The sequence below is a fragment of the Aurantibacter sp. genome, from assembly GCF_039941195.1.
GTDB lineage: Bacteria > Bacteroidota > Bacteroidia > Flavobacteriales > Flavobacteriaceae > Aurantibacter_A.
Genome location: NZ_JBDVFA010000017.1, coordinates 52,517 through 79,002, shown reverse-complemented (window position 1 = coordinate 79,002; position 26,486 = coordinate 52,517). Strand labels below are relative to the sequence as shown.

General features: G+C 35.3%; 16 protein-coding genes. 9 read left to right on the top strand and 7 right to left on the bottom strand.

The genetic code is table 11. The annotated features are described in order from the left end of the window. On the bottom strand, nucleotides 1-6,396 hold a 6,396-nt coding region (locus ABJF52_RS03220), incomplete at its 3' end, for a hypothetical protein (RefSeq protein WP_348146211.1). 290 nt (nucleotides 6,397-6,686) lie between these two features. Here ABJF52_RS03220 and ABJF52_RS03215 point away from each other — a divergent pair. Beyond that, a complete protein-coding gene (locus tag ABJF52_RS03215; RefSeq protein ID WP_348146208.1) occupies nucleotides 6,687-7,727 on the top strand; it encodes an aldo/keto reductase in 1,041 nt (346 codons plus the stop codon). 104 nt (nucleotides 7,728-7,831) lie between these two features. On the opposite strand, the gene radA is transcribed toward ABJF52_RS03215, so the two are convergent. The 6 genes from radA to panC all read right to left on the bottom strand — a co-directional run bounded on the left by radA (nucleotide 7,832) and on the right by panC (nucleotide 13,844). Continuing rightward, nucleotides 7,832-9,193: a DNA repair protein RadA gene (radA, locus tag ABJF52_RS03210; RefSeq protein ID WP_348146205.1), complete on the bottom strand. Its 1,362-nt coding sequence runs from the start codon at nucleotides 9,191-9,193 to the stop codon at nucleotides 7,832-7,834. A gap of 71 nt (nucleotides 9,194-9,264) precedes the next feature. Further along, complete coding sequence (locus ABJF52_RS03205; RefSeq protein WP_348146202.1) at nucleotides 9,265-10,368, bottom strand: glycoside hydrolase family 5 protein; 1,104 nt, start codon at nucleotides 10,366-10,368, stop codon at nucleotides 9,265-9,267. A gap of 115 nt (nucleotides 10,369-10,483) precedes the next feature. After that, nucleotides 10,484-11,626, bottom strand: coding sequence for an alpha/beta hydrolase-fold protein (locus ABJF52_RS03200; RefSeq protein ID WP_348146199.1), 1,143 nt, complete (start codon nucleotides 11,624-11,626; stop codon nucleotides 10,484-10,486). A 28-nt stretch (nucleotides 11,627-11,654) separates the two neighbouring features. Beyond that, the gene (locus ABJF52_RS03195; protein ID WP_348146196.1) at nucleotides 11,655-12,620 is read right to left on the bottom strand and encodes a lysylphosphatidylglycerol synthase transmembrane domain-containing protein; all 966 of its coding nucleotides are present in this window, start codon (nucleotides 12,618-12,620) and stop codon (nucleotides 11,655-11,657) included. 1 nt (nucleotide 12,621) lies between these two features. Beyond that, nucleotides 12,622-12,972: an aspartate 1-decarboxylase gene (panD, locus tag ABJF52_RS03190; protein ID WP_153757061.1), complete on the bottom strand. Its 351-nt coding sequence runs from the start codon at nucleotides 12,970-12,972 to the stop codon at nucleotides 12,622-12,624. Between the two features lie 26 nt (nucleotides 12,973-12,998). Then, on the bottom strand, nucleotides 12,999-13,844 hold the full coding sequence (gene panC / locus ABJF52_RS03185) for a pantoate--beta-alanine ligase (RefSeq protein WP_348146193.1): 846 nt from the start codon (nucleotides 13,842-13,844) through the stop codon (nucleotides 12,999-13,001). Between the two features lie 103 nt (nucleotides 13,845-13,947). Here panC and ABJF52_RS03180 point away from each other — a divergent pair, with 103 nt between their 5' ends. The 8 genes from ABJF52_RS03180 to ABJF52_RS03145 all read left to right on the top strand — a co-directional run bounded on the left by ABJF52_RS03180 (nucleotide 13,948) and on the right by ABJF52_RS03145 (nucleotide 26,482). Next, nucleotides 13,948-14,757 carry a glycogen/starch synthase gene (locus tag ABJF52_RS03180; RefSeq protein ID WP_348146190.1) on the top strand — a complete coding sequence of 270 codons (810 nt, stop codon included), beginning with the start codon at nucleotides 13,948-13,950 and terminating at the stop codon, nucleotides 14,755-14,757. A gap of 5 nt (nucleotides 14,758-14,762) precedes the next feature. After that, nucleotides 14,763-16,550 carry a DUF4270 family protein gene (locus ABJF52_RS03175; protein WP_348146187.1) on the top strand — a complete coding sequence of 596 codons (1,788 nt, stop codon included), beginning with the start codon at nucleotides 14,763-14,765 and terminating at the stop codon, nucleotides 16,548-16,550. Nucleotides 16,551-16,730: 180 nt separating this feature from the next. Then, on the top strand, nucleotides 16,731-18,578 hold the full coding sequence (gene glmS / locus ABJF52_RS03170) for a glutamine--fructose-6-phosphate transaminase (isomerizing) (protein WP_348146184.1): 1,848 nt from the start codon (nucleotides 16,731-16,733) through the stop codon (nucleotides 18,576-18,578). A 202-nt stretch (nucleotides 18,579-18,780) separates the two neighbouring features. Next, entirely contained in the window at nucleotides 18,781-21,531 is a 2,751-nt protein-coding gene (locus tag ABJF52_RS03165) for a TonB-dependent receptor (RefSeq protein ID WP_348146181.1), read from the top strand. A 42-nt stretch (nucleotides 21,532-21,573) separates the two neighbouring features. Then, the gene (locus ABJF52_RS03160; protein WP_348146179.1) at nucleotides 21,574-23,199 is read left to right on the top strand and encodes an SGNH/GDSL hydrolase family protein; all 1,626 of its coding nucleotides are present in this window, start codon (nucleotides 21,574-21,576) and stop codon (nucleotides 23,197-23,199) included. A 190-nt stretch (nucleotides 23,200-23,389) separates the two neighbouring features. Beyond that, nucleotides 23,390-24,898: a F0F1 ATP synthase subunit beta gene (gene atpD, locus ABJF52_RS03155; RefSeq protein WP_348146177.1), complete on the top strand. Its 1,509-nt coding sequence runs from the start codon at nucleotides 23,390-23,392 to the stop codon at nucleotides 24,896-24,898. Between the two features lie 28 nt (nucleotides 24,899-24,926). After that, nucleotides 24,927-25,205, top strand: coding sequence for a F0F1 ATP synthase subunit epsilon (locus tag ABJF52_RS03150; RefSeq protein WP_348146174.1), 279 nt, complete (start codon nucleotides 24,927-24,929; stop codon nucleotides 25,203-25,205). 107 nt (nucleotides 25,206-25,312) lie between these two features. Continuing rightward, nucleotides 25,313-26,482: a pyridoxal phosphate-dependent aminotransferase family protein gene (locus tag ABJF52_RS03145; RefSeq protein WP_348146171.1), complete on the top strand. Its 1,170-nt coding sequence runs from the start codon at nucleotides 25,313-25,315 to the stop codon at nucleotides 26,480-26,482. Nucleotides 26,483-26,486: the final 4 nt, after the last annotated feature.

The following is a 26,486-nucleotide window of genomic DNA, read 5'->3' as shown; positions in this document are numbered from 1 at the left end:
TGTATGTCCATTACCAAATTCTCTTGAGGCGGTTACAGTTATAGAACCATTAGCAGCACCAGGACAAGTTGGATTCGTACTCGTTTCGGTTAATATAATCGCATCAATAGTTGGTATTGTAATTACCTGCATTACATTATCGCATCCACCTGAATCTCTAAGGGTAAGTTCGTAATTAATACCAGAAGTTAAACCGCTAAATACATTATTTGGACCAAAAGATTGAATTGGAGTTCCAGGATTAGCTGGGTCTACTAATTCAAACTCATATCCAGACCATCCACCAACTGGGGTTGCCGTGACTTCTGAATCATTACCAGGCACACAACTTAAAAGATTAGTGATTTCGTAACTAAAATCTAATGCAGATTCTGGTGATTGAATCGTGATATGATTCGATTCTGCTTCACACAATGGAATATCCGTTGCTTTTACTCGAACAAAATATGTGCCTACAGGTAATGTATTTACAGTAGAAACGGGAGTAGATGTGTTTCCAGAACCAGTTATAAAAGCTGTGCCTGGATTAGTTGTATCGAAAATTTCAAAATCGAATGCTCCTGAATATCCGGATAAGGTAAACTCAATGGCACCATCAGCATCACCATAGCAATGAACATCTTCAAGTTTTGTTGCAGAAACACCGATAAAATCAAAAGGCGCAATACTATATGTAATGATCGAAGCACAACCTGTTGTGGTATCTAAAAGTTCATAGATGTAATACCCTGGATTGCCCGCTGGAATTGTAATTTGGCCTTGTCCTGTACCATTTATTAAATTGCCAGAAATTAATTCACGTACTTCATAATCGGTAGGATTAACTGCAGCGGGAGTTCCTACTATTTCGATAATAGCATCATCATCGCAATTCATAGCTTGAATTTCATTTACACTAGCTTCTACTTTTTCGGCAGCTGGTATAACTATCGACGTTTGGTCTGTACATCCATTGGTGTCAACAACATCAATTACTATGGTTTGTGGGCTTGAAGTATAAAGAAATTCAAACGTATCGCTAGAGCTAAAACCAGATCCATTATAACTATAATTGTAAGGACCAGTGCCTGTTCCATTTACTGATACACTTAAGATACCCGTTCCATATGAGTTGTCAGCAGTACATGCAAATGGTGTTGCTGTGGGTGTATCTAAAACTAATGGAGTAGGCTCTGTTATCGTAACAGGTGGCAGTGTTTGGATACAATTTTTAGCAGAATGCACTGAGATTGTGTAAGTTCCAGGTGCAAGGTTATCAAACACATTTGATGCTTGATATGGCGCTCCATTAATGCTATAATCGTATAATACATCTAAGTTGCTTTGTCCTGGTTCCGGTTCTACTATAATTTTACCATTATCATCACCATTACAAGTTACCTGTTGTACAGGTGTAACTGTTCTAAATTTTGGAATTAATGGCTCATCAATATAAGCGGTTACCGTTTGATCTGCGCATCCTGATAAATTATCATGTACTCTGAATTCATAATTAATTGAATGCGTTAAACCTGTAAATATTCCAGTTGTATTCGTAGGTCCGGCAGGAGAAATTTGTTCGATAGTATAATCTCCTGAACCGCCATAAACTTCTACCAGAACTTCACCGCTATTTGGTGGGTCACAAGGTTCAATTTGTGTCACAGAAGCTGATGTTTGCATCTGAGGATAGATTAATAGATCTTCTGATAAAGTAGCACAGCCGTTTTCATCTGTAACTTGAACAGTGTGTTCACCGGGAGTAAGATCTTTCGTGTTAGAAGTTGTAACTTCTCCATCCCAAGTATAATAAATTGTTCCAGTACCCCCACTAATATTAATGGTTGTATTATACAATTCATTTGGTGTATTACAGCGGTTGTTTACAACAACACTATCAAGTACAGGATCTAAATCCCTGATAATGGTAATAGGTGTGTCAAGTTCATCCACACATCCCGCAGCATCTCTTACCCAAACCTGATAAACATTGTTTACCCCATCATATGCAGAAGGTGTAATTTCTTTATAATCATCAGTTGTCCATTCGGATGCTGGAATGGTCGTTGGATCAGAAATACTAGCTAAAACATAAGCATATTCGTACTCGCGCCAAGTTGGGTCAATTGTATTACTTGCTTGATAAGAATCTTTGTCATTCCACCCTCCTTTGGCTTCTACCGCAATTTGAGCGCCTATATTACAGTTTGGTGGAGAATAATCTTGTAATCGGTTCTTTAATTCTACAGGTGGAGCATATATGTTAAATCGATGTCCAATTGTACACCCAGATTCGTTCTGTACCTCCACAACATACCAACCCGAAATAACATTAGGAATGTCAAATATAATATCGCCTCCTGAACCACTATCATTAGCTGTACCAGAATGCATGTAAGCAGCATTACTACTTCCACTGGCGTTATATGTCTTCCAACTCACTGATTGAATTCCATCAGGTCCTCCAATACCAAATGTGTTCGCATCACCAGCCGCTTCTACTCTTATTCTTGCAGTGCCGCCAGTACTATTAGCACAAGCATAAGACTGAACTGTGGAAAAAGCTTTGAATTTGTCGTCCGGTGGATCTGGTGCTATCACCATACCTAGGTCTGCAACATATGTACACTGGGTGTTCATATCTAATACAATTATGTCATAATTGACCCCAAATAGTAATCCTGAAACTCTGTAGTCGCGTTCATTAGCTGGATCTAATGCATCATAAGATGGATTAGTTGCAGCGTCGAAATCGCGCCATGCACCTCCAAATGGGTCATCAGGACTGCCTGGCCACATTCGCATTTTGAATGGTCCAACAAGTCCCGGATCAGGGTTCACCGTAAAATCAAAGGTTGCACCATTTGCACAGGTTTGCATTCCAACAGGTTGCGTTACACCATGAGGAATAGGAGGTCTTGTAATGGTTATTGGATCCGATTTCCAAATACATCCGCGCTCGTCTTCTACTGTAACATGATATGTACCATGATTATTAATATTAATAGTGTGAACTGTTGCTGGGTTGCTCATGTCAATGCCTCCAACATTTTGATAAACCCATGGTGGTGTACCTGAAGTAGTACCGTCCCCGCCATTAAGTCGTACACGAACTAAACCAACAGCATCTTGCACATTTGACACTTCAATTATACCTGGTGAGTCACCGGTACCTGGGTTACAGCTGATGTCTGCAGTTTTTATTGCAGTGGCAGATATGCTTGGTAAGGCTCCAATAGTTACGGTCTCAGTAAATTCGCAATTGAGTTTGTCACGGATAACCAGTACATAATCAATAGCATCTAATTTGTTATATAGTGTTTTTGTAGTAAACGGACTTCCATCAAAACTATAAAGAAAAGGTGGGGTTCCACCTGTACCTTTTACGACAACACTTCCGTTATTATTCGACCCACAAGCTGTAGGGGTAATTTTATTATTGCTGCCAATTGCTGGCGGGACTACTACATTCACTGGTTGCGATATTGCAGTACAACCTTTTTGGTCAGTGGCTCTAAACTCGTAACTACCTACTACATCAGTATAGTATGGAAATGTAACTGAGCTCCATGCGCCACCATCCATTCGTACTTCAAAAGTACTTGTTCCGTAACCTCCGGTCGACTTTGCTGTTAGGGTAGCTCTATCAGCAGGTGCTGAACCACAACCTAAAGGTTTTGTGACTGTTCCTACTGAAAACAATTGTGGCCTTATTTCGGTGTCGGCAACAATAGTTGAACATAGATTTGAATCTATAATTTTTACCACATATTTTTTAGGAGTCAGATTGCTCAAAGTAAATGAGGTGCCTGTAACTGTCTGTTTTGGTCCGTTATTGATCGTGTATACATAAGGAGGATATCCCGAAAGGATATCGATTTTTAAAGAACTTTTAGTTGCAGTAGTATAACAATATTCCGAAGCAGATTGGTCAACTTCAGCGACGGGTCCTTGACGATCTTCTATTGTAAAAGTTTGGGAGTCCTCTACACACCCATTAATATCGGTAACGATAATAGTATATAGTCCAAATTGAGTTAGACCGGTAATTGTCTTGTTGGTTTGTGCTGTAGCGGGAAATAAAGAATTATCTGGTCTTCTGACTTGGTATTTGTAAGAACCCCAACCTCCGGTTGCATTTATTTTTACCGAACCTGGTTTACCACAAAGTACATGAACAACATCGAAAGAAGCAATAGATAAAGGTGAAGTTGGTTGCTCTACAGTTGCTGTTTGAATTTTTGGGCAGGGCCCTGATTCATCGGCAATTTTAATTGTATATGTATCCGCAGGTAAATTTGAAATCGTTATAGGAGAACTGGTTATATTGGTTACACCAAATGGTGTAATATTGCCAGAACCATCTTCGATTACCACATCGTATGACGTTTGAAAATCATTTACAGAAACCTCAATAACTCCATCTGTGGCAGTAGAACAACTCACATTTTCCTTTACAGATGCGAAAGTGCTAAATTGCATAGGCTGTGGTACCACATAGTCGCGGACAATAGTACAATTGTCTGCAGTTACCACTTCAAATTTGTAAACTAAGTTTGGGATAAGACCAGTAAAAACATTGTTAGAACTTGCAGTAGTGGGAATAGGAGATACAATACGGTATGTAAAAGGCCCAGTTCCGTTTTCTACGGTTACCGCGATATCAGTTGCCTTAGTGGTACAATTTACATTGTCTATTGCAAATAATAAGTTTGATGGATGTGCACTTGCGTCTACTGTTAATGGAACGGTAACTTTACAATTGTTTTGATCTGCAATAGTAACCGTATAATCACCGAAACCAAGACCGGCAAATGCAGTATTGGTTTGAAATGTAGTTCCATTAAGACTGTATTTGTAAGGTGCTGTTCCGCCCGATGTTCCTGTTACGCTAATAGTAGCAGTTGTATTGTCACAATCGATAGGTGTAGTAACAGCTGCAGTAGCTGACAAAGTTATTGGTTCTGCAATCACCTGCGAAGCAGTAGTTAAGGTACAGGTGCTGCCCGGTTTAGTTTTGCGGATGGTTATCGTATAATTACCAGGATTTAAATTACTAAATACGCTAGATGTTTGAAAACTTCCGCCATTAAGACTGTATGTAAGATTATATCCTTGGTCATCTGAAACGTCTACCTTTAAACTTCCGTCATTTGCACCATTGCATGAAACATCTTTAGAATTTAATGTATATGCAATTTCAGCTTCTGCGATTATATCTATAGGTGTAGAATCTATTTCACAACCATTTGCATCTTTAACTGTTATTGTATAACTCCCTGCTGTATTTACAGGAATATCTGTTTGGTTTCCTGAGGTGAAAGATGAATAAGTAGCACTGCCATTTAAACTATATTCATAAGGTGCTGTACCACCAGAATGAGTTACTGAAATGATACCATCTGTACAATCGATATTCTTAGTTGCAACGGCATTAGGCTGAACTGCATTAAATGGATTTAAGGTCTCAGTAGTGGTCCAAGTACAACCAATACTATTTGAAAACCTAACCTCAACATCATAAGTGCCGGCGTCGAGGTTATTAAAGGTGTACGTATTGCTTGATAATGGTCCTGAGGAGTTTATTAAATTACCACCTTCACTTATTTCATAAATATAAGTTAGTGAAGTTTCATTAATATCAATTTTAATTCCACCTTTTTCACCTGTACAGGTAATTGGAATTAGCGTAGCGGTAGCATCAATACTAATGTTATTTACTGTAATGTCATCTACTTCAAATAAACATCCGCCTACATTGTCTTTTCTTCTAAGCTGAATATCGTATGTATTTGCACTAGTTATAGTGAACACATTTGAATCTTGCCAAGAGGCCCCGTTGTTAATACTAAATTCGTATGTGGATGGAGCATTGTTTATGGTGATACTACCAGGACCGTTACAATCTATATCTGTGGCCACTGCGTTTGGGTCAAGACCATTGGAATAAACATTAAAATAATATCTTACGATACTATTGTCATTATATTGAACATAAATGCGATACTCGCCACTATCAGTTACTGTATATTGAGAAGTTGTATTAAGTTGAGTCCATGAACAGGTTGGCGATGTATTTGGACAATTAGGTTGAGCATCTGTACAACTACCTTCTTGAAATTTTGACCAAATAATTTGTTTGTAATTTGATATGTTCGCATTAAGTATTCGGTCATCAGTAGCACCACATAAATATATTTCATGTACTTCTGATCCGTCATCACTACAAATTACTATGTTATCTGAAATGCCAGTTAATGGATGCGATGCGAAAATAACTTCTTCCTCAATTATCGAATTAGAATTTAGGCTAACAGATTTTGGAATTATGTATGCGAACAAAGAAGATATAGCTAGGGCAAAAATTAAGAAGAGATTCAATCTATTTTTGCCGGATAAAAATCTTGGCTTAGTCATAAGTAGGGCGTCGTTTTGGTTGGTATAAAATGGTGGTCATTCGGGGGTAAAACACACACACTCTTAAATGTTGTCAACTAACGGCATAGGGTATACTTTAGTACATGTTGTTTCCATTTTAACAGTAATAAATACGGTGATTTTCGCTGTTTTAACTTTTTATTTACATCGTTGTAGTAAAAGGATTACAAATGTTATATTTTTAGGTAATGTTAAATGCTTGTCATCAATGAACAAGGGGAGCAGTAAAATTGTTAAATTTGCGCCTTTATTGCAGTAAAATATAGTTTATGAAATACACCAAGCTACAACATACAGACATCGAAGTAAGTAAAATATGTTTGGGAACGATGACTTGGGGTCGTCAAAATACCGAAGCTGAAGGTCATGAACAAATGAATTACGCTCTGGAACAAGGAGTTAATTTTTTTGATACCGCAGAGTTATATCCTGTACCTGCTCATCCAGATAGATATGCGCATACCGAAAAAATAATAGGAACTTGGTTTAAGAAAAATAGTAATAGGGATAAGGTTGTTTTGGCTAGTAAAATAGCTGGTAAAGCTGATTTTACAAAGTTTATTAGAGAAACCGGTTTTACCAGAGAATCGATAACAGATGCTGTTGAATTAAGTTTAAATCGCTTACAGACCGATTATATTGATCTTTATCAATTGCATTGGCCAGATCGCATTACTAACTATTTTGGTAAACGAGGGTTTAAGTATGATATTTCTGATTACTGGCAAGATAATATTCATCAGATTCTGGAAACTTTTAGAGACCTTATTAAAGAAGGTAAAATAAGACAAGTAGGTGTTTCAAATGAAACACCTTGGGGTCTAATGCGCTTTTTAGAAGAAAGCAAGGTACATGCAACCTTACCAAGAACTATAACCATTCAAAATCCATATAGCCTTTTAAATCGTCTTTTCGAAGTGGGTCTTTCCGAAATTGCAATACGAGAAAAAGTAGGGCTTTTAGCGTATTCTCCACTTGGTTTTGGGACACTTTCCGGAAAGTATTTAGGAGGAATGTCACCTGCAGCTTCACGATTATCATTATTCCCACATTATTCTAGATATAGCAGTGAAACAGCTGTAAAAGCCACTGAAAAGTACCATCAATTGGCTAAAACTCATGAAATGTCTACTGTACAAATGGCATTAGCATTTGTAAATAGTCGACCTTTTGTTACCAGTACAATTATAGGTGCCACTAATTTGACACAACTTGAAGAAAATATTGCTAGCATTGATTTAAAATTGAACGATGAAATTCTTGAAGGTATTGAAGCTATACATAATGAATTTCCTAACCCAGCACCCTAAAAATATAGTATGGTATTTCTAAAAATTGGCTTCTGGCAAATAGTAGTAATTTTAGCCGTAATTGTTATTATTATGGTTTTTGCAAGAATTATGCGCGACAAACGTTAACCAAACAATGCACTCGCAACATCTTCTATTTTTGTTGCCATGAGCACTTTTATTTTAGTGGATTTAAGGCTTATTTTGTTATTTTTTGAGATATAAATAGTCTTGAATCCTAGTTTTTCAGCCTCTAAAATACGTTGGTCAATGCGTTGTACTGGTCTAATTTCTCCAGCCAAACCAACTTCTGCTGCAAAACATATTCCTTTTTCAATAGGTATATCTGAATTACTTGATAAAATAGCTGCAATTACTGCCAAATCTAACGCTGGATCATCAACAGAAATACCTCCAGTAATGTTTAAGAAAACATCTTTTGCCCCTAATTTAAATCCGGCACGTTTTTCTAGCACAGCCAATAGCATATTAAGCCGTTTCGCGTTATATCCAGTAGTCGAACGCTGTGGTGTTCCATAAACAGCAGTACTTACTAGGGCTTGTATTTCAATCATTAAGGGGCGAAGACCTTCTACCGTAGATGCAATTGCTGTTCCACTTAAGCCGGCGTCATTTTTAGAAATTAATATTTCAGAAGGATTGTTAACTTGTCTTAAACCACCCCCTTGCATCTCATAAATACCCAATTCTGAAGTACTGCCAAAACGATTTTTTAACGCTCGTAATATGCGATAAACATAATTACGATCGCCTTCAAATTGTAGAACAGTGTCCACCATATGTTCTAAAATTTTAGGTCCTGCAATTGATCCATCTTTTGTAATATGGCCTATAAGGATAACTGGGGTATTTGTTTCTTTAGCAAATTTAATAAGCTCTGCTGTACATTCTCGAATTTGAGAAATGCTACCGGCTGCCGACTCAATGTAATCTGTATGTAAGGTTTGGATAGAATCTATTACTACAATATCAGGTTCAGTTGCTTCTATTTGCTGAAAGATATTCTGTGTTTTAGTCTCTGTTAAAATTAGACAATTTTCGCTTTCAGGATGTATGCGATCAGCACGCATTTTAATTTGTTTTTGACTTTCCTCTCCTGAAACATATAATGTTTTGTATGGTAGTTTTAAGGCAATTTGGAGTAAAAGCGTACTCTTGCCTACACCAGGCTCACCACCTAAAAGTACTAATGCTCCTGGAACTAAACCACCACCTAAAACACGATTAAATTCTAAATCAAAAGTGTTTAATCTTATTTCTTTTTCAGTACTAATTTCATTTATACGAAGTGGTTTTGCAGTTTTCTTAACTGGACTCACCTCTGTTTTCCAACTAGACTTTTCTTTTTTTTGAATCACTTCCTCAACAACCGTATTCCATTCTTTACAAGCCGTACATTGCCCAACCCATTTTGCATATTGGGTGCCACAGTTTTGACAGAAAAAAGCTGTTTTAGTTTTGGCCATTACTTATATTAAGATTTATGGCGAAGATAGAGTAAAGTTTAAAATGATAAAGTTGGAATAAAGTGATTGAATTATTTTTTATTAGTAACTATTTGAATGAGTTCTTCATTTTTACCTGTGGAATCAATTAGGCCAAAATTATCACTTTCATAATTCCAGTTTGCATATCCAATTCCTTTTTCCTCAAAAAGACTTATCATATCCTTATACCAATCTAAACGGTCTTTGGATATTGCATCAGCAACAATACCAAACTCACCACAATATAAAGGTAGACCAAGTTTTTTCGCTTTTTGGATTGGTTTTATCCATTTTTTTAAAATAAGTTTTTTATTCCAGTTTTGGTCGACGTATTTTTTAACCACTGTCTTTTGATTTTTTGGAAGTGATTCAAATTCAGATTGTGAAACTAAAATGCCTGGATAATGAACTGGGCCGTTATAATTTTTTAGATCTGTCCAACTTGCCCCATAATGACTTAATAGAAAAGGGGAGTAAAAATGAAAACTTAATATAATATTCTTGTCATTTTCTGGAACTTTTAAAGCGTCAAAAGTTTCGGTTGATTGCCATCTATTAGAACCTATAACTATAGTGCGTTTTGGTTCTAGTTCACGTAAGGCGGAAAAAGCATTTGCAATAAGGTTGTTCCATTGCTCGTGGTCATCAGCAACTGCTTCATTCATTAATTCATAAGCGACAAGGTTATTAGGATATTTTTTTAATGATTTTGAAAGATCTCGCCATAAATCAAAAAATTTATCTTGTTCTTTAGAATTTGTCCATAAAGGTTTTTCTTTTTCATTGAAGTGATGGGATCTTAAAATGTGTAAATCGACAATTATGCGTAAATTATTGGTAGCGCACCATTGGATACATTTTTCCATAAGTTCAAATGCATCTTTATGGCGATTTCCATTTTCATCCCACATTTGTTCTTCATCAATCGGCAGTCGGATATGATCAAAACCCATTTCAACAATTGCCGCTATATGTTTTTCAGTAAATTTTTCTTGACGTTCAATTCCTCGACCTTTACTTTGAGATAGCCAATGTGCAATATTAGTTCCTCGAAATATTTCGAATTTATTGTGAGTTGTAATATTATTTTGTCCCTGAGAAATTGTTGAGGATAAAACAAACAGCAGCAAAAATAGTCGACCAATCACTTTCATAAAATCTAGTTTTAAGAAAACAAGATAATAATTGTAATACTAAAAGAAAAAACTAGGATTATGCTTCACAATTTAAAGCATAATCCTAGTTCTTACAATAATTGAGTTCTTTGGTTTAGTAACCGAAATCTGCTTTTAGTGCATCAATTTTTTCTAAAGCCATTTCTTTTGTAAGGAAATCTATTTCTTCCATACCAAAGGCTTTTTCAAAAGTACGAAGTGCTTTTTTTGGTTCCCCCATTTGCTCATAGTATTCACCTTCGAAATAAAAACCTAGCATAGTCGCTGAAAACTCTTTTTTACAAAGTTCAGCTAAAGGCTTTAAAGAATCATAATCTTCCTTTTTACGAATACCGGCATAAACAGCCATTAGGTCATTAAGATTTACATCTTTTTTAAAACCAAATAAATCTTCAATGTTATTGTATTTGGTTTCTAAGTAATCAAATACAGGTTCATCTGAAGTTAATAATTGGGTTTTGTACTCTTTCGGACTAATGGGCTTAAACATGCCAAAAATATTGTCAAAAGCTTCACCAATACCATAAGTAGCGATAGAAGTATGGTCGGCACCATCGTATTGATAAAAATTATAATGTAAAGATTCTTTGTCTATTGCTTTAATAGCCTTATCCATAGCTAAAATACGAGCAGTATTTTTGTTTTTTTCACCTTCTAAAATTAGCTGGTAAAAAATCTGTTTATCAAAAGCACCTAAGCGAGCTGGTACACGAGTTTCCATTTCTGGAGCTAAATCTGGACTAATATTAATATAGGCGTTAAATAAAGAATGCTCTTTAAAAAGCCAATAATTACTAAAGTTGGCAGTAATGTCGTACCCGACAACCATTTTAAAAGGTGCTGTACTATAGTTTAAATCCAAGTAAGGTATTATTTCCATACCTAAAAATTCAAAAAATTTCTTTGCTTTTTCTGATGGTAATCCGCTATCTGGTTCATAAGCGCAATCGTCTAAACGAATTTCATTCTGACTTTGTTCAATACCAACTACAATGCTCTGGGGCATACCATGAAACCTACTGTAAAATTTGGCATTTGCTACAACTTGATCAAAAAGGTATTCACCATCTAAAACAACAATTAGTGGATATTTCTTTGCTTCGTCGTAATCTTCTGGGAAATAGTATTTAACGTCTCGTCTCTCTTGTAATTTGAAAGATTCAAATATTTCAACTTTTACTTGAGCTGTTAAACTCATGCATAGAAAAAATGCGAAAGGTATTAGTAAACGTTTCATGTGTAAGTTTTTGGCAGGTTGGAATTACCTAGCGGTTTCTGTTCAATAACGGTAATATCAGAAAAGATATTGCCCCAAAAACCACGATCATTATGGTTTGAGCTATCCACATAATCCAACCGAAGGCATCACCAGAAACTGCACTTATTCCAAAAATCGCCAACGCTTTACTAACAGCAATAGGGTAAAGGCCTATACCACCATTGGTAAACATCATAGCCAAAGCTCCTGCTACAAAAGCAACCATAAGTTGACTTAGAGATAATGACATAGTTTCGGCAATTGTAAATTTAATAACCCATAGCATACCAATATAACAACCCCAAATGAAAAGTGTATGAAAAATAAATGGCCACTTATTCTTCATTTTAAAGATGCTTAACGCACCTTCCATTAAGCCATTGATAAAATCTTTGATTTTGATTGCTATGCTGTTTTTTGCTTTTTTTATGTAAAAAGTGAAAATCGCCAACCCTGCTAAACCCAAAAATAACAATATGAGTATTTTGTTTATTGGCAAACCTATTTCTTGTAAATAGCTTAAAATAATATCTGTATGCAGCAAAAATGTTATAGCGATAATAGCAAAAAGCATTAAAACATCTATAACCCTTTCGGTAACAATAGTGCCGAACCCTTTTTCAACCGGTACATTCTCATAGGTAGCTAATGCCGGAGCTCGCAACAAATCTCCCATTCTCGGAACACCTAAATTTGCGAAATAGGACATTAATATGATTAGTACATTATTGCTTAAACTCGGTTTATAACCCATCGGTTTTAGCAGATAATTCCAACGTATTGCTCTAGAAACATGTCCTAAAATTCCTAGTACCATTGAAAAACCCACCCAAAAAAGGTCTGCCTTTTTTATATAATACAATATCTGTTGTCTGTCGTTCGCAGAGGTAGAATTATACCAATACCAAACAAAAAAAACTCCCAATGCAATTGGGAGTATAGTTTTTAATATCTTCTTTAATTGTTTATTCAAACTATTCTAAAAGGTTTGTTTCTTCATTTGGAAAAACCAAAGATGGGTTAAATTTCTTCGCTTCTTCAATATCCATTCGTGCATAGGTGAATAATATTAATACATCACCTTTCGCTACTTTTCTAGCTGCTGCTCCATTAAGCGTAATTTCTCCACTTTTACGCGGCCCTGGAATTGCATATGTTTCTAGTCTTTCGCCGTTTGTGTTGTTCACAACTTGTACTTTTTCACCTTGAACAATATTAGCAGCATCCATTAAATCTTCATCAATGGTTATACTTCCTATGTAATTAAGGTCTGCACCAGTTACTTTTACCCTGTGTATTTTCGATTTTACGACTTCAATTTGCATTGTAAAGTTAATTAATTTGATTCAATTTAATTCAAAGCTATATTGTCAATTAGACGAATTTCTTCTGCATAAACGGCAATAAATAGCATATATTTTGTATCTGGTTTTTTTCGATTAACTACCTCAAGTGTTTTTGCATCAGCAATACTAAGATATTCTAAATCAAAATCAGGGTGTTCATCAAATTGCTTTTTACCCCAGCTTAAGACTTTATTAGCACTCATTTTTTTAAACTTCTTTTTCGACTCTAAAAGTGTACTGTAAATGAATGCAGCTTTATCTCTCATTTCTGTAGAAAGTCTTTCATTCCTTGAGCTACGAGCTAAACCATTTGGTTCTCTAACAATAGGACAGCCAATAATATGTACGGGGATTTTTTGTAATTCTACTAAATATCGTATTATTTGTAGTTGCTGAAAATCTTTTTCGCCAAAATACGCATTTTTGGGTTTAACTATTCTCAGAAGTTTTTCTACAATGGTCGCTACTCCATTATAATGCCCTGCTCTAAAAGCTCCTTCCATTACCGTATCTAATCCTTGAAAATCATAGGTGTTAGAATATTGACCATCAGGATAAATTTCACTAACATTTGGTGCAAAAATTACTATTTCATCTGAAATACTTTCTAAAAGTTTGGCGTCAGCATCTAAATTTCGCGGGTATTTCTCTAAATCATCACTATTATTAAACTGAGTTGGGTTTACAAAAATGCTTACAACAGTTAAGTCACTTTCAATAATTGCTTTTTTTACCAAAGACATATGACCTTCATGTAAGGCCCCCATAGTGGGCACTAAGCCTATTTTAAAGGAATTCTTGTTGCCTGAAACTAGCGATTGTAGATTCGATATAGTATTTATTATTTGCACCTTTTTAATTTAAACGGTCGCAAACTTACTACAATTAAGGCTAATCGGCATAATTTTTGTAATTTTGCAATTCTGTTTGAACGAATCTCAAAATACAATTTTTATGAATGGCAAAAAGATATTGTTCGTATCTTCTGAATTAGTACCCTATCTTCCGCAGAACGAAGTTTCCCTTATGTCTTACGAAACTCCTCGTATGGTCAACAGCAATGGGGGCCAAATTAGAATTTTTATGCCGCGTTATGGTAACATAAATGAAAGAAGACATCAACTGCATGAGGTGATTCGACTATCTGGAATGAATTTGGTTATCAATGACATGGATATGCCATTAATTATCAAAGTTGCTTCCATACCAAGAGAACGTATTCAGGTTTATTTTATTGATAATGACGAATATTTTAAGCGAAAAGCTACCTTTTCTGACGCTGAGGGAAATTTATTTAAAGATAACGATCAACGTGCAATATTCTTTGCGAAAGGTGTTGTGGAAACTGTGAAAAAATTAAATTGGACTCCAGATATTATACATGTTCATGGATGGATGGCGTCTCTTTTGCCATTGTATCTTAGAAAATTCTATGCTGATGAACCACTTTTTGCGGACAGTAAAATTGTTACATCTGTATATGGTAAAGGTTTTGATGGTGAATTGGATGCTGATATGATTAAGAAAATATCTTTTGATGGTATTGCAGAAGATAGTATTGCTGCACTTGCACAACCGGACTATAATAATTTGTTAAAAGTAGCTGTAGATTTTTCAGATGCTATTATTTTAGCATCGGAAGAAATTCCAGAAGATTTGCAAAATCATATTTCCAACCTTCAAAAACCTGTGTTACCGTATGTTACTTTGCAAGAATTCGAAGAAGCATATGCGAATTTTTATGACACCGAAGTTTTAAAATAATCTAAATGACCTTTTTGAAGAGATTTAAATATTCCGTTTGTACGGGATTTTTGCTGATTGCGTTGTTGTTTTCTTGTTCTGAAGATCCAACGACCATTGGAGCTACTATTGTGGGTAATACTCCCTTTACCACTAGTAAGGCAATTTATAATGTAAAGGCATTCAATAAAAAAGTTGAGGCGGTACAAACCAATCAATTACCATTATATCAATTGGGTGTTTACAATGACCCTGTATACGGTAAAACGGTAGCAACAATCAATAGTCAAGTTCAACTTTCTACTAGTAACCCGACTTTTGGTATTTATACTCAGGAAACGGAATTGACCAACAGCGATGCTATTCCTGAAAATGAAACTATAGATAGTGTTGTTGTTTATTTACCTTATCAGTTGAATGAAACGGATTCTGACGCCGATGGTGTGCCAGATGCTTTGGAAGAAGGTGATGATATTTTAGATTCTACGAATGATAGTGATAATGATGGAATTGCTAATATTACAGAGATTGCGAATGGTACTAACCCATTAAATGAAGATACTGATGGTGATGGGGCTCGGGATGATGTTGATGAAACAATAGATATAGTTAGTTATGCTGAAACATTTGAATTGGATAGTATCTATGGTGATAGAAATCAAGAATTTACATTTAAAGTAGAACGATCAACCTATTACTTACGAGATCTTGACCCTAACTTGGATTTTCAAGAGTCTCAGGAATATTATTCTAATCAAGAATTTTCTCCAACATTTACGGAAGAGTTGTTTTATGAAGGTAGTTATTTGATTAGTAATAAAGAATTTATCCTGCCAGATGAAGAAGATGACCCTGATACTGATGAAGATGAAACCACTAAGACTAAGGTGGCTCCTGGAATTCGTGTTCAATTAGATGCAACTGGAATAGACTATTTTCAGACCAATATTTTAGATAAAGAAGGGGATGTAGAATTATTGAGTGCAGCAAACTTTAAAGAATTTTTCAGAGGGGTAAATATGTCCATTACTCCGTCAGATTCAGACCTGCTGTTTCTTTTAGATATAGCAAATGCCCGAATAGAAGTATATTATCATTATGATCATATTGTTGATGATACTACTACTGAAGAGTTAACGTCATCGTTTAATTTGGCTTTATCTACAACATCTGCCAATGCAGTAAACACGTATATTAATGATGATTATCCTGCTGAAATAACTGAGGTTATGTTTTCTGAAGATAATGCTTCTAGAATATACTTAAAAGGTGGTGCAGGTACAACTGCAGAAATTGAATTGTTTGATGATGAGTCGGAAATTAATGAGATTAAAGCTAATAATTGGATCATAAATGAAGCTAATCTAACATTTTTCATCGATCAAGATGTTATGGCGAATTCACAATATGAACCACCGCGACTTTACTTGTATAATGCTGAAACTAACGAACCGTTATATAATATTATATCCGAATACAGTACTGCTGATACATCGCTTGAAGCCTATTTAAATTATGATGGTTTAATAGAAAAGTCTGCAGACAGAGGAGTGAAATATAAAGTTAATATAACTGATCATATAAATAATATAGTCGTTAGAGATTCTGTTAATGCCACCTTAGGACTCCAAGTTTCTGCTGATATTCGAATTACCGGTGCTCGTAATGTTATGTTAGCTAATGGCGAAGAAGTAGAATTACCTGCTTCAGCAATTTTAACACCTTTAGGTACTGTTCTTTATGGAAGTAATGTGATAGCTACTGAAGAAGCTAAAAAATTGAAGCTAGAAATTTATTATACTGAAATAGATTAATTAGTAAATCTTTTTTGGTTATAAGCCATAGATGTCGAGTACGGAGGTGATTTAGGTTATTATTTACTCCTACTTATACCACTCACCGATAAAATCCGTTCTATTTCTATAATAAGGTTCTATTATTTTGTTCTTATTATAAATTTGTAATAAAAACTTTACAACAAAGAAATAAACTATATGTGTGGAATAGTTGGGTATATTGGTCATAGAGATGCTTATCCGGTAATTATAAAAGGGCTTGAGCGATTAGAATACAGAGGATATGACAGTGCTGGTGTTGCGCTATATGATGGAGAAACTGTAAATCTTTGCAAAACGAAGGGCAAGGTTGAAGATTTAAAGTCAAAAGCTAAAAGTGAAATTTCACTCAAAGGCAATTTAGGTATCGGCCATACACGCTGGGCAACCCATGGTGTTCCAAATGATGTCAATTCTCATCCACATTATTCTAATTCAGGTGATTTAGTTATAATACATAATGGAATCATAGAGAATTATGAGTCTATTAAGAAAGAGCTAATAAAGAGGGAATATACTTTTGAATCAGACACAGATACTGAGGTGTTGGTTAATTTGATTGAAGAAGTAAAATCAAAGGAAAATGTAATGTTAGGCAAAGCAGTTCAAATAGCATTGAATGAAGTAGTAGGTGCTTATGCTATTGCAGTTTTCGACAGAAACAAACCAGATGAGATTGTAGTAGCTAAATTAGGTAGTCCTCTTGCAATTGGTATAGGTGATAATGAATTTTTTATCGCTTCTGATGCATCACCTTTTATTGAATTTACAAATAATGCTGTATATCTTGAAGATGAAGAGATGGCAATTGTACGCTTAGGTAAGGAGATAAAACTTCGTAAAATTAAAAATGATGCCGTTGCTTACCCCAATATTCTTGAATTACAAATGAATATTGAGGAAATTGAAAAAGGTGGTTTTGATCATTTTATGTTAAAGGAAATTTATGAACAACCAAGAGCTATTTTAGATACCTATAGGGGTAGATTATTAGCTGATCAAGGGTTAGTTAAAATGGCTGGGATAGATCAGCACTTGGATAAATTTTTAAACGCAAACAGAATTGTTATAGTCGCATGTGGTACATCTTGGCATGCAGGTCTTGTTGCTGAATATATTTTTGAAAATTTAACGCGTATTCCTGTTGAAGTAGAATATGCTTCTGAATTTAGATATAGAAATCCAATAATTACTAAAGATGATGTTGTTATTGCTATTTCTCAGTCAGGAGAAACGGCGGATACTTTAGCGGCAATAAAATTGGCCAAAGAAAAAGGCGCATTTGTTTTTGGCGTGTGTAACGTAGTTGGTTCATCAATTGCTAGAGAAACACATGCGGGTGCTTATACGCATGCTGGACCTGAAATTGGGGTTGCTTCTACAAAAGCCTTCACTACACAAATTACAGTTTTAACGTTATTGGCTTTAAATTTAGCTAAAGAAAAAGATTTATTTACAGATGCTCAATTTCATGAGTATTTAACTGAACTTGAAACGATTCCTTCAAAAGTTGAAAAGTCTTTAGAATCAAATCCTTTAATTGAAATAATAGCTGATGTATACAAAGATTCTACTAATTGTCTTTATTTAGGACGTGGATATAATTTTCCCGTTGCGTTAGAAGGAGCATTAAAATTAAAAGAAATAAGTTACATTCATGCAGAAGGTTATCCTGCTGCTGAAATGAAACACGGTCCTATTGCTCTAATAGATGAGCAAATGCCAGTATTTGTAATTGCAACAAATAAGGGTTATTATGAAAAAGTGGTTAGTAATATTCAAGAAATTAAATCTAGAAAAGGTAAAATAATTGCAATTGTTACTGAGGGAGATGAACAGGTTAAAGAACTTGCAGATCACTGTATCGAAATTCCAGAGACTTTCGAATCATTAACGCCTTTGTTAACAACTATTCCTTTGCAATTATTATCATATCATATTGCAGTTATGCGAAATTGTAATGTAGATCAGCCAAGAAATTTAGCCAAATCGGTTACGGTGGAGTAGGTATTTGAAAATCTCATAATTTTAAGACCTTGTTATTTAACAAGGTCTTTTTTTATGCTTTATTGTCAAATTCGCTTTTTAATATGTTAAAAAATGAGAAATAAATACTATGCATGCATAATTTTTTTCATTTTACTACTTATCAATACGAAAATTAGGTATCTTGCAATACACTTAGTAACTAACATAACTTAAACATAATATGAGGACAGTTCTCCTAATTCCCTTGCTATTGTTAGGGACGTTTGCAATAGCGCAAACTACAATTTCAGGTACCGTTGTTGATGATAACGCACAACCTGTTCCCGGGGCTAATATTGTAATTAGCGGTAAAGCCATAGGGACAACTACTGATTTCGATGGTAACTTCACTTTGCAAACAGATGAAGTACCCCCTTTTCAATTACAAATTACAAGTATTGGTTATTCTGAAACTACGGCTGAAGTTACAGCCTCGAATCAGACCTTATCCATTACGTTAAGTGAAGCTCAAACTTTTTTGGATGAGGTTGTAATATCTGCTTCTAGAACTCCAGAACGTATATTTGAATCCCCTGTAACTGTTGAACGGTTTGGGGTAAGAGAAATAAAAAATACCGCATCAGCTGATTTTTATGATGGTCTTGAAAATTTAAAAGGAGTTGACGTTAATACAAATAGTTTAACCTTTAAAGCTGTAAATACACGTGGTTTCGCCACTTTTGCAAATAATAGATTTATGCAATTGGTAGATGGAATGGATAACTCTACACCTGCTTTAAATTTCCCAATAGGTAACTTAGTTGGTATGGTTGAAACCGACGTTCAAAGCGTTGAAATTTTACCTGGAGCATCATCTGCTCTGTATGGAGCTAATGCCTTTAATGGGATATTATTTATGCGTAGTAAAAATCCTTTTGATTACCAAGGCTTAAGTGCTAGTGTTAAAAGAGGAGTAACGGTTCAAGATGCTGCGGGCAATAACTCTTACACTGATGTAGGTATTAGAGCTGCATATAAGTTTAGTGAAAAATTTGCAGGTAAAGTAAACTTTGGATACCTAAAAGGTACTGATTGGGCTGCAACCAGCGAGGTGGACAAAACTACAGAAGGTGGTACTCGTTCAGACCTAAATTATGACGGTATTAATGTATATGGTGATGAAGTGTCTACAAATATTAGAGCTGCCTCAGGTTTGGGTATTGTACCCGACGTGGTCGTAAGTAGAACAGGGTATAATGAGCGTGACTTAACAGATTATAATGCAGAAAGTGTTAAGGCGGATTGGGGATTATATTATCGACCGTGGGAAACAGACTTTGAAATATCTTATGTTGGTAAAGTAGGAACTGGTAATACTATTTATCAAGGCACCAATAGATATAATATTAAAGACTTTTTTCAGCAACAACATAAGTTGGAAATTCGTAATGACAATTTCTTTGTTAGAGGATACGTAGTAGCAGATAAAGCTGGTAAATCATATGATATGGTTTTTACTGGTATTAATATTAACGGTGCTTGGAAATCTAATGAAGATTGGTTTGGTGAATATATTGAAACCTATGCTGGGTTGACTTTGTCTGGCGCTAATTTAACTGAAGCTCAGAAACATGCGCAAGCACGCCAAGTAGCAGATACAGGTCGTTATGAGCCTGGTACTCCTGAATTTGAAGCTGCATTTCAAAAAAGTATTAATGATCCTGACTTAACAACAGGTTCTAAATTCTTTGATGCTTCTAAATATTATCATGCCGATGCTAATTATAATTTCAGCCACTTAATTGATATTGCTGATATTCAAGTGGGTGGGTCTTATCGTAAATACAATTTAAATTCTGCTGGAAATATTTATACTGATTATGATGGGCCAATTGATTACTCCGAATATGGAATTTATACTCAAATTCAAAAATCGATTCCATTAAAAAATGAAAAATCTATAAAATTAACAGGATCTGCGCGTTATGATAAATCTGAATTTTTCGATGGATTTGTTTCTCCACGTATATCTGCTGGGTTTACACTTAATCGAAATCACAATATACGAGCATCTGTGCAAACGGGTTTTCGTAACCCTACCACTCAAGATTTATTTATAGGTCTTAATGCTGGTCGAGCTATTTTAGTTGGTGCAGCACCAGACAACCTCGATCGATATTCTAGAACTTATAGTATAAGTGACAGTGGACAGCAACTAGGTGTTCCCGCAACCGTAGTTCAAACAGGTAGAGCGGCTTATGAGAATTCTTATTCTGCATCATCGGTAGAAACTTTAGGTGAGACAGGTAATCCTGCCGATTTACAGATTTCTAACCCTAGTTTAATTAAACCAGAGCAAGTTACTTCTTCAGAAATAGGTTATAGAGGTAAAGTAAATAAGTTAACGATAGATTTTAGTGCATACTATAATAAGTTTAAAGATTTTATATCTCAAGAGGTTGTGGTTTCTCCTTTATATGGTACTGTTGGTGATGGAGCTTTATCTGTGGCGGCGATTGCTAATGGAGATTATCAAGCCTATAGTTCGTATACAAATTCTAAAGCTGATGTAAATTCTTATGGAGCGTCCATAGAATTAGGAATGAAAGTCTTAGGTAATTTTGATTTAACAGGAAGTTATACCTATGCTAAATTAGATTTTGATCGTGAATCTTATCCCGATTTTACAACCAATTTTAATACCCCAGAGCACAAGTTCAAAGCTTCTTTTGGAAATACGGAAGTTGTAAAAAATGTAGGATTTAATGTGGCGTATAGATTTAGTGATGATTACTATTGGGAGGCTACTTTTGGAAATGGTGTAGTACCAGAATTTCATACAGTAGATGCGCAAATTAACTTTAATGTGCCAAAGATAAAATCAACATTTAAAATTGGTGGTACTAATTTAGGAGGTAAAGAATATTTTACCGCTTTCGGAACAGGGTTTATAGGTTCTATGTATTATGCCTCATGGATAATTAATAATTAAAATGTGTTACCCATGAGATTCGAAAACATAAAAAATAAGACAATGAAATTAAAATATATAGGTTTACTCGGTCTTCTTATTGGTTTTAATGCCTGTAACGAACCTGAAGACGTAATAATTGACTTCGAAGGCGAACAATCAGAAGATGTTGAGGTGCAGGCTCCTGCCTTAACTGCTGGAAGTGCAAACTTTTCAACTTATGTGGCTGTGGGTAATTCACTTACCGCCGGCTATACTGATGGTGCTTTATTTAAAGCCGCTCAGGAAAATTCTTTGACTAATATGTTAGCCAATAAATTTGCACTTGTTGGTGGTGGGGACTTTACACAACCATTAATGAATGATAATTTTGGCGGATTATTAGCTGGTGGCGGTCAAATTCAAGAAACTCGTTTTGTTTTTAACGGAACTGGACCACAGCGTTTAATAGAATTAAATCCTGGGGCATCGCCTACTACTGACATTTTTGTAAATAACCCGACCGGACCATTTAATAATATGGGAGTTCCAGGAGCAAAAGCCATTCATATGGTATTTCAGGGGTATGGAAATCCAGGTAATTTACCAGATGCTAGTCCTTATTTTATTCGAATGACTGGAGCTACCCCAAATGCATCCGTTTTAGAAATGGCAATGGCACAGAATCCAACCTTTTTTACTTTATGGGCGGGTAATAATGATGTTTTAGGATATGCGACTACAGGTGGTGATGGAACTAACCCGATTACACCCAAGGTTCAATTTGATGGCGCAATAGGAGCGTTAGTTGGTGGATTAACTTCAGGTGGTGCTCAAGGAGTTGTAGCCAATATACCTTATGTGTCAACTATACCGCATTTTACAACAGTACCTTTTAATCCATTAGATCCAGCTAACCCAGAATTTGCACCTCAGATTCCTACACTTAATTCAGTTTTTGGAGCTATAAATCAAGTTTTTACAGCATTAGGAGAAACAGATAGAATTATTGAATTCTCCGAAACCGAAGCTAGTGGTGTAGTGATTTTGGATGAAAATCTAGATGATTTAACTGTTCAAATTGCTGGTGCTTTAGGGGGTAGTGCTGAATTTAAGGCGTTTGTGGTTTCATTAGGATTGCCTGAGCAAGCTTCACCTTTAGTTGCTGGTTTATTAGGTCAAACTTACGGGCAGGCACGACAAGCAACTGCTGCTGATTTATTGGTTTTGCCAAGTAGTTCTTTTATTGCCACAATTGATAGCGATAATATAACAACATTAATGGGGCAAGGATTGCCTGCAAATTTAGCAGGTCAGTTTTCTGCAAATGGAGTAACCTTGCCACTAGGAGATAAATGGGTTTTGACTCCTGAAGAACAAGCTGAACTTAAAACTGCGACTGATGAATTTAATGCAACAATTAAAGCTGCTGCAGATGGAGCTGGTTTAGCATTCGTTGATGCTAATGCATTAATGCAAGAAATTGCTAGTAGTGGATATGCTGATGGGGATTTTATTTTAACATCAGATTTAGTAACCGGAGGAGCATTTAGTTTGGATGGCGTTCATCCAACTGCTAAAGGTTATGCAGTATTAGCTAATCAATTCTTAATGGCAATTGATGCAACTTATGGGTCAAATTTTGAAAGCTCAGAATCTTTATTGAATGTTATTGACTATCCAACTAACTATTCAGCTAGTTTACAATAAAATAAAATTTAAATCATACATATTATAAAGCCTTCAGACGAAGGCTTTTTTAATGCGTAAAAAAATTAAGATGGAGTTTCTTATATGAGATTGAAATCTTATATTTGCAGCCTGAAAAAAGGATGCTTCTTTTGTTTATAGAAGTTCTTGCATCAGAAGCCTTTAATCCTAAATAAAAAATAAGTAGACAATGGCTAAAGTTACAGGTAAAGTTGCACAAATCATCGGCCCGGTAATCGATGTTGAATTTGGTTCAGGTGATGAGCTGCCAAAAATCTATGATTCATTGGAAATTAATAATGCCGATGGTTCAAAATTGGTCCTTGAAGTACAGTCTCACGTTGGTGAAAATACTGTTCGTTCAATTTCAATGGACTCTACCGATGGTTTAAGCCGTGGTACAGAAGTAATTGCTACTGGTAGCGCTATTCAAATGCCAGTTGGCGATGACGTATATGGTAGACTTTTTAATGTAATTGGGGATGCTATTGACGGTTTAGGTGATTTGCCTAAAGCTGGTTCAGCTGGTCTGCCAATACACAGAGAAGCTCCGAAATTCGAAGATTTAACTACTACAACAGAAGTTTTATTTACCGGTATTAAAGTTATCGATTTAATTGAGCCTTATGCAAAAGGTGGTAAAATTGGACTTTTCGGTGGTGCAGGTGTTGGAAAAACAGTACTTATTCAAGAATTAATTAACAACATTGCTAAAGGTCACGGTGGCCTTTCAGTATTTGCAGGAGTTGGAGAAAGAACAAGAGAAGGAAACGATTTACTTCGTGAGATGCTTGAATCTGGTATTATTAAATACGGAGATGATTTCTTGCACTCAATGGAAGAAGGTGGTTGGGATCTTTCTAAAGTAGATAAGTCTGCGATGAAAGATTCAAAGGCAACTTTCGTTTTTGGTCAAATGAATGAACCACCTGGTGCACGTGCTCGTGTGGCATTATCAGGTTTAACTATTGCAGAATATTTCCGTGATGGAGCAGGTGAAGGACAAGGTAAAGATGTACTTTTCTTTGTGGATAACATTTTCCGTTTTACACAGGCAGGTTCTGAAGTTTCTGCATTATTAGGTCGTATGCCATCAGCGGTAGGATATCAACCTACTTTAGCAACTGAGATGGGTGCGATGCAAGAAAGAATTACATCAACAAAAAGAGGTTCTATTACTTCTGTTCAGGCAGTATATGTTCCTGCGGATGATTTAACGGATCCAGCACCAGCAACAACCTTTGCTCACCTGGATGCAACAACAGTACTTTCTCGTAAGATTGCAGAACTAGGGATATACCCTGCAGTGGATCCTTTGGATTCAACTTCTCGTATTCTAACAGCTGAAATTTTAGGTGATGAGCATTACGATTGTGCGCAACGCGTAAAAGAGTTATTACAACGTTACAAGGAATTGCAAGATATTATTGCGATTCTTGGTATGGAAGAATTGTCTGAAGAAGATAAATTGGCAGTAGGTAGAGCAAGACGTGTTCAACGTTTCTTATCTCAGCCTTTCCACGTTGCAGAACAGTTTACTGGTATACCAGGTGTATTAGTTGATATTAAAGAAACTATTAAAGGATTTAACATGATTATGGATGGAGAGTTAGATCATCTTCCTGAGTCAGCATTTAACCTTAAAGGAACTATTGAAGAAGCAGTAGAAGCAGGTGAGAAAATGCTTGCTGAAGCTTAATTAATATTACCAATTAATACCATATAGAATGTATTTAGAAATTGTTTCACCAGAAGCTACTTTATTCTCAGGAGAAGTTACGTCAGTAACTGTTCCAGGAGTAGAAGGTGAGTTTCAAATGCTGAATAATCACGCTGCAATAGTTTCACTATTGCAAGAAGGTGACGTGTCGTTTCAGGGTAATGTAACCCTTGAAGAAGAACATGAGGCTAAATTTACTAAAGGCTCAAAAGGTGAAATTGTACTTGCTATCTCTAGTGGGACAGTTGAAATGAGCGATAATAAAGTGATTGTTTTAGCTGATTAAGCTGTTATAAATTATAATAATATTAAAAAACCATCTGCACTACAGTAGATGGTTTTTTTGTTTTTCTCACTTTCTATAATTTTTAATAAAGTTGGTAAATTTGACTTATGCTTGATTTACCTAAAAAATTACAATTAAAACTTGAAAGACGAGTAGACGAGAAATCATTCCGTAAGCTTCCGGTAGAAAAAAACTTGATTGATTTTGCTTCAAATGATTATTTGGGTTTAGCAAGAGAATCAGATTTTGAGCAAAGCTCGCAGCAATTTTTACTTGATGTTAATTTTTCAAAGAATGGGGCTACAGGTTCGCGGTTGCTTACAGGGAATCATTCGCTTTATGAAAAGTTGGAATTGAGTTTAGTTGAATTTTTCGGTTCAGAATCCGCTTTAGTTTTTAATTCTGGTTATGATGCGAACATCGGTTTTTTCTCTTGTGTTCCACAACGTGGTGATATTGTTTTTTATGATGAGTTCATACATGCAAGCATTAGAGATGGTGTTAATTTGGGTAATGCAAAAAGTTTCAAATTTAAACACAATAACCTTGAAGATTTAAAATTAAAGTATCTGAAAATTTCAGATAAAACAAATCTTAATGAGCAAGTTAAGCCTGAAATTTATGTAGTAACAGAAGCGGTGTTTTCTATGGATGGCGATTCTCCAGACCTTAAGACTTTTACTGAATTTTGCAAGAAAAATGAGTTGCGATTGGTCATTGATGAAGCTCATTCTGTTGGAGTTTTTGGCGAAAAAGGAGATGGGCTTGTTTCCAAATTTGGAATAGAAAATCAAGTGTTTGCACGTATTGTTACTTTCGGAAAGGCATTTGGTTGTCATGGCGCAGCTGTTATAGGTTCTAATAACCTAGTTGAATACCTGGTGAATTTTGCTCGTAGCTTTATTTATACAACTGCCTTGCCACCTTATGCAATTGCTAATATTATTGCTGTTTTAGAATTTTTAAATTCTGTTAACGGTGATATACGTAGAAATCATTTACACGAGAAAATATCCTTTTTTAAAAGTGAAATTAAAAAGATGAATTTGTCTGGTTTATTTACTCAAAGTAATTCTACAATTCATTGTGCATTGATTTCCGGTAATGAAAATGTAAAAATTCTTGCTCAAAATTTACAAGAAAAAGGATTTAATGTTAAACCAATTTTGTCCCCAACTGTTGCAATGGGTAAAGAACGTTTGCGTTTTTGTGTTCATAGTTATAATTCTAAGGAAGAAATAACAGAATGCTTGAGTATTTTAAGTAAATTTAGATAACTCG

Excerpts from the sequence above, each read along its gene's own strand:
- ABJF52_RS03215 (WP_348146208.1), top strand. The coding sequence starts at position 6,687 with ATGAAATACACCAAGCTACAACATACAGACATCGAAGTAAGTAAAATA.
- radA (WP_348146205.1), bottom strand. The coding sequence starts at position 9,193 with ATGGCCAAAACTAAAACAGCTTTTTTCTGTCAAAACTGTGGCACCCAA.
- ABJF52_RS03205 (WP_348146202.1), bottom strand. The coding sequence starts at position 10,368 with ATGAAAGTGATTGGTCGACTATTTTTGCTGCTGTTTGTTTTATCCTCA.
- ABJF52_RS03200 (WP_348146199.1), bottom strand. The coding sequence starts at position 11,626 with ATGAAACGTTTACTAATACCTTTCGCATTTTTTCTATGCATGAGTTTA.
- panD (WP_153757061.1), bottom strand. The coding sequence starts at position 12,972 with ATGCAAATTGAAGTCGTAAAATCGAAAATACACAGGGTAAAAGTAACT.
- ABJF52_RS03180 (WP_348146190.1), top strand. The coding sequence starts at position 13,948 with ATGAATGGCAAAAAGATATTGTTCGTATCTTCTGAATTAGTACCCTAT.
- ABJF52_RS03175 (WP_348146187.1), top strand. The coding sequence starts at position 14,763 with ATGACCTTTTTGAAGAGATTTAAATATTCCGTTTGTACGGGATTTTTG.
- glmS (WP_348146184.1), top strand. The coding sequence starts at position 16,731 with ATGTGTGGAATAGTTGGGTATATTGGTCATAGAGATGCTTATCCGGTA.
- ABJF52_RS03165 (WP_348146181.1), top strand. The coding sequence starts at position 18,781 with ATGAGGACAGTTCTCCTAATTCCCTTGCTATTGTTAGGGACGTTTGCA.
- ABJF52_RS03160 (WP_348146179.1), top strand. The coding sequence starts at position 21,574 with ATGAAATTAAAATATATAGGTTTACTCGGTCTTCTTATTGGTTTTAAT.
- atpD (WP_348146177.1), top strand. The coding sequence starts at position 23,390 with ATGGCTAAAGTTACAGGTAAAGTTGCACAAATCATCGGCCCGGTAATC.
- ABJF52_RS03150 (WP_348146174.1), top strand. The coding sequence starts at position 24,927 with ATGTATTTAGAAATTGTTTCACCAGAAGCTACTTTATTCTCAGGAGAA.
- ABJF52_RS03145 (WP_348146171.1), top strand. The coding sequence starts at position 25,313 with ATGCTTGATTTACCTAAAAAATTACAATTAAAACTTGAAAGACGAGTA.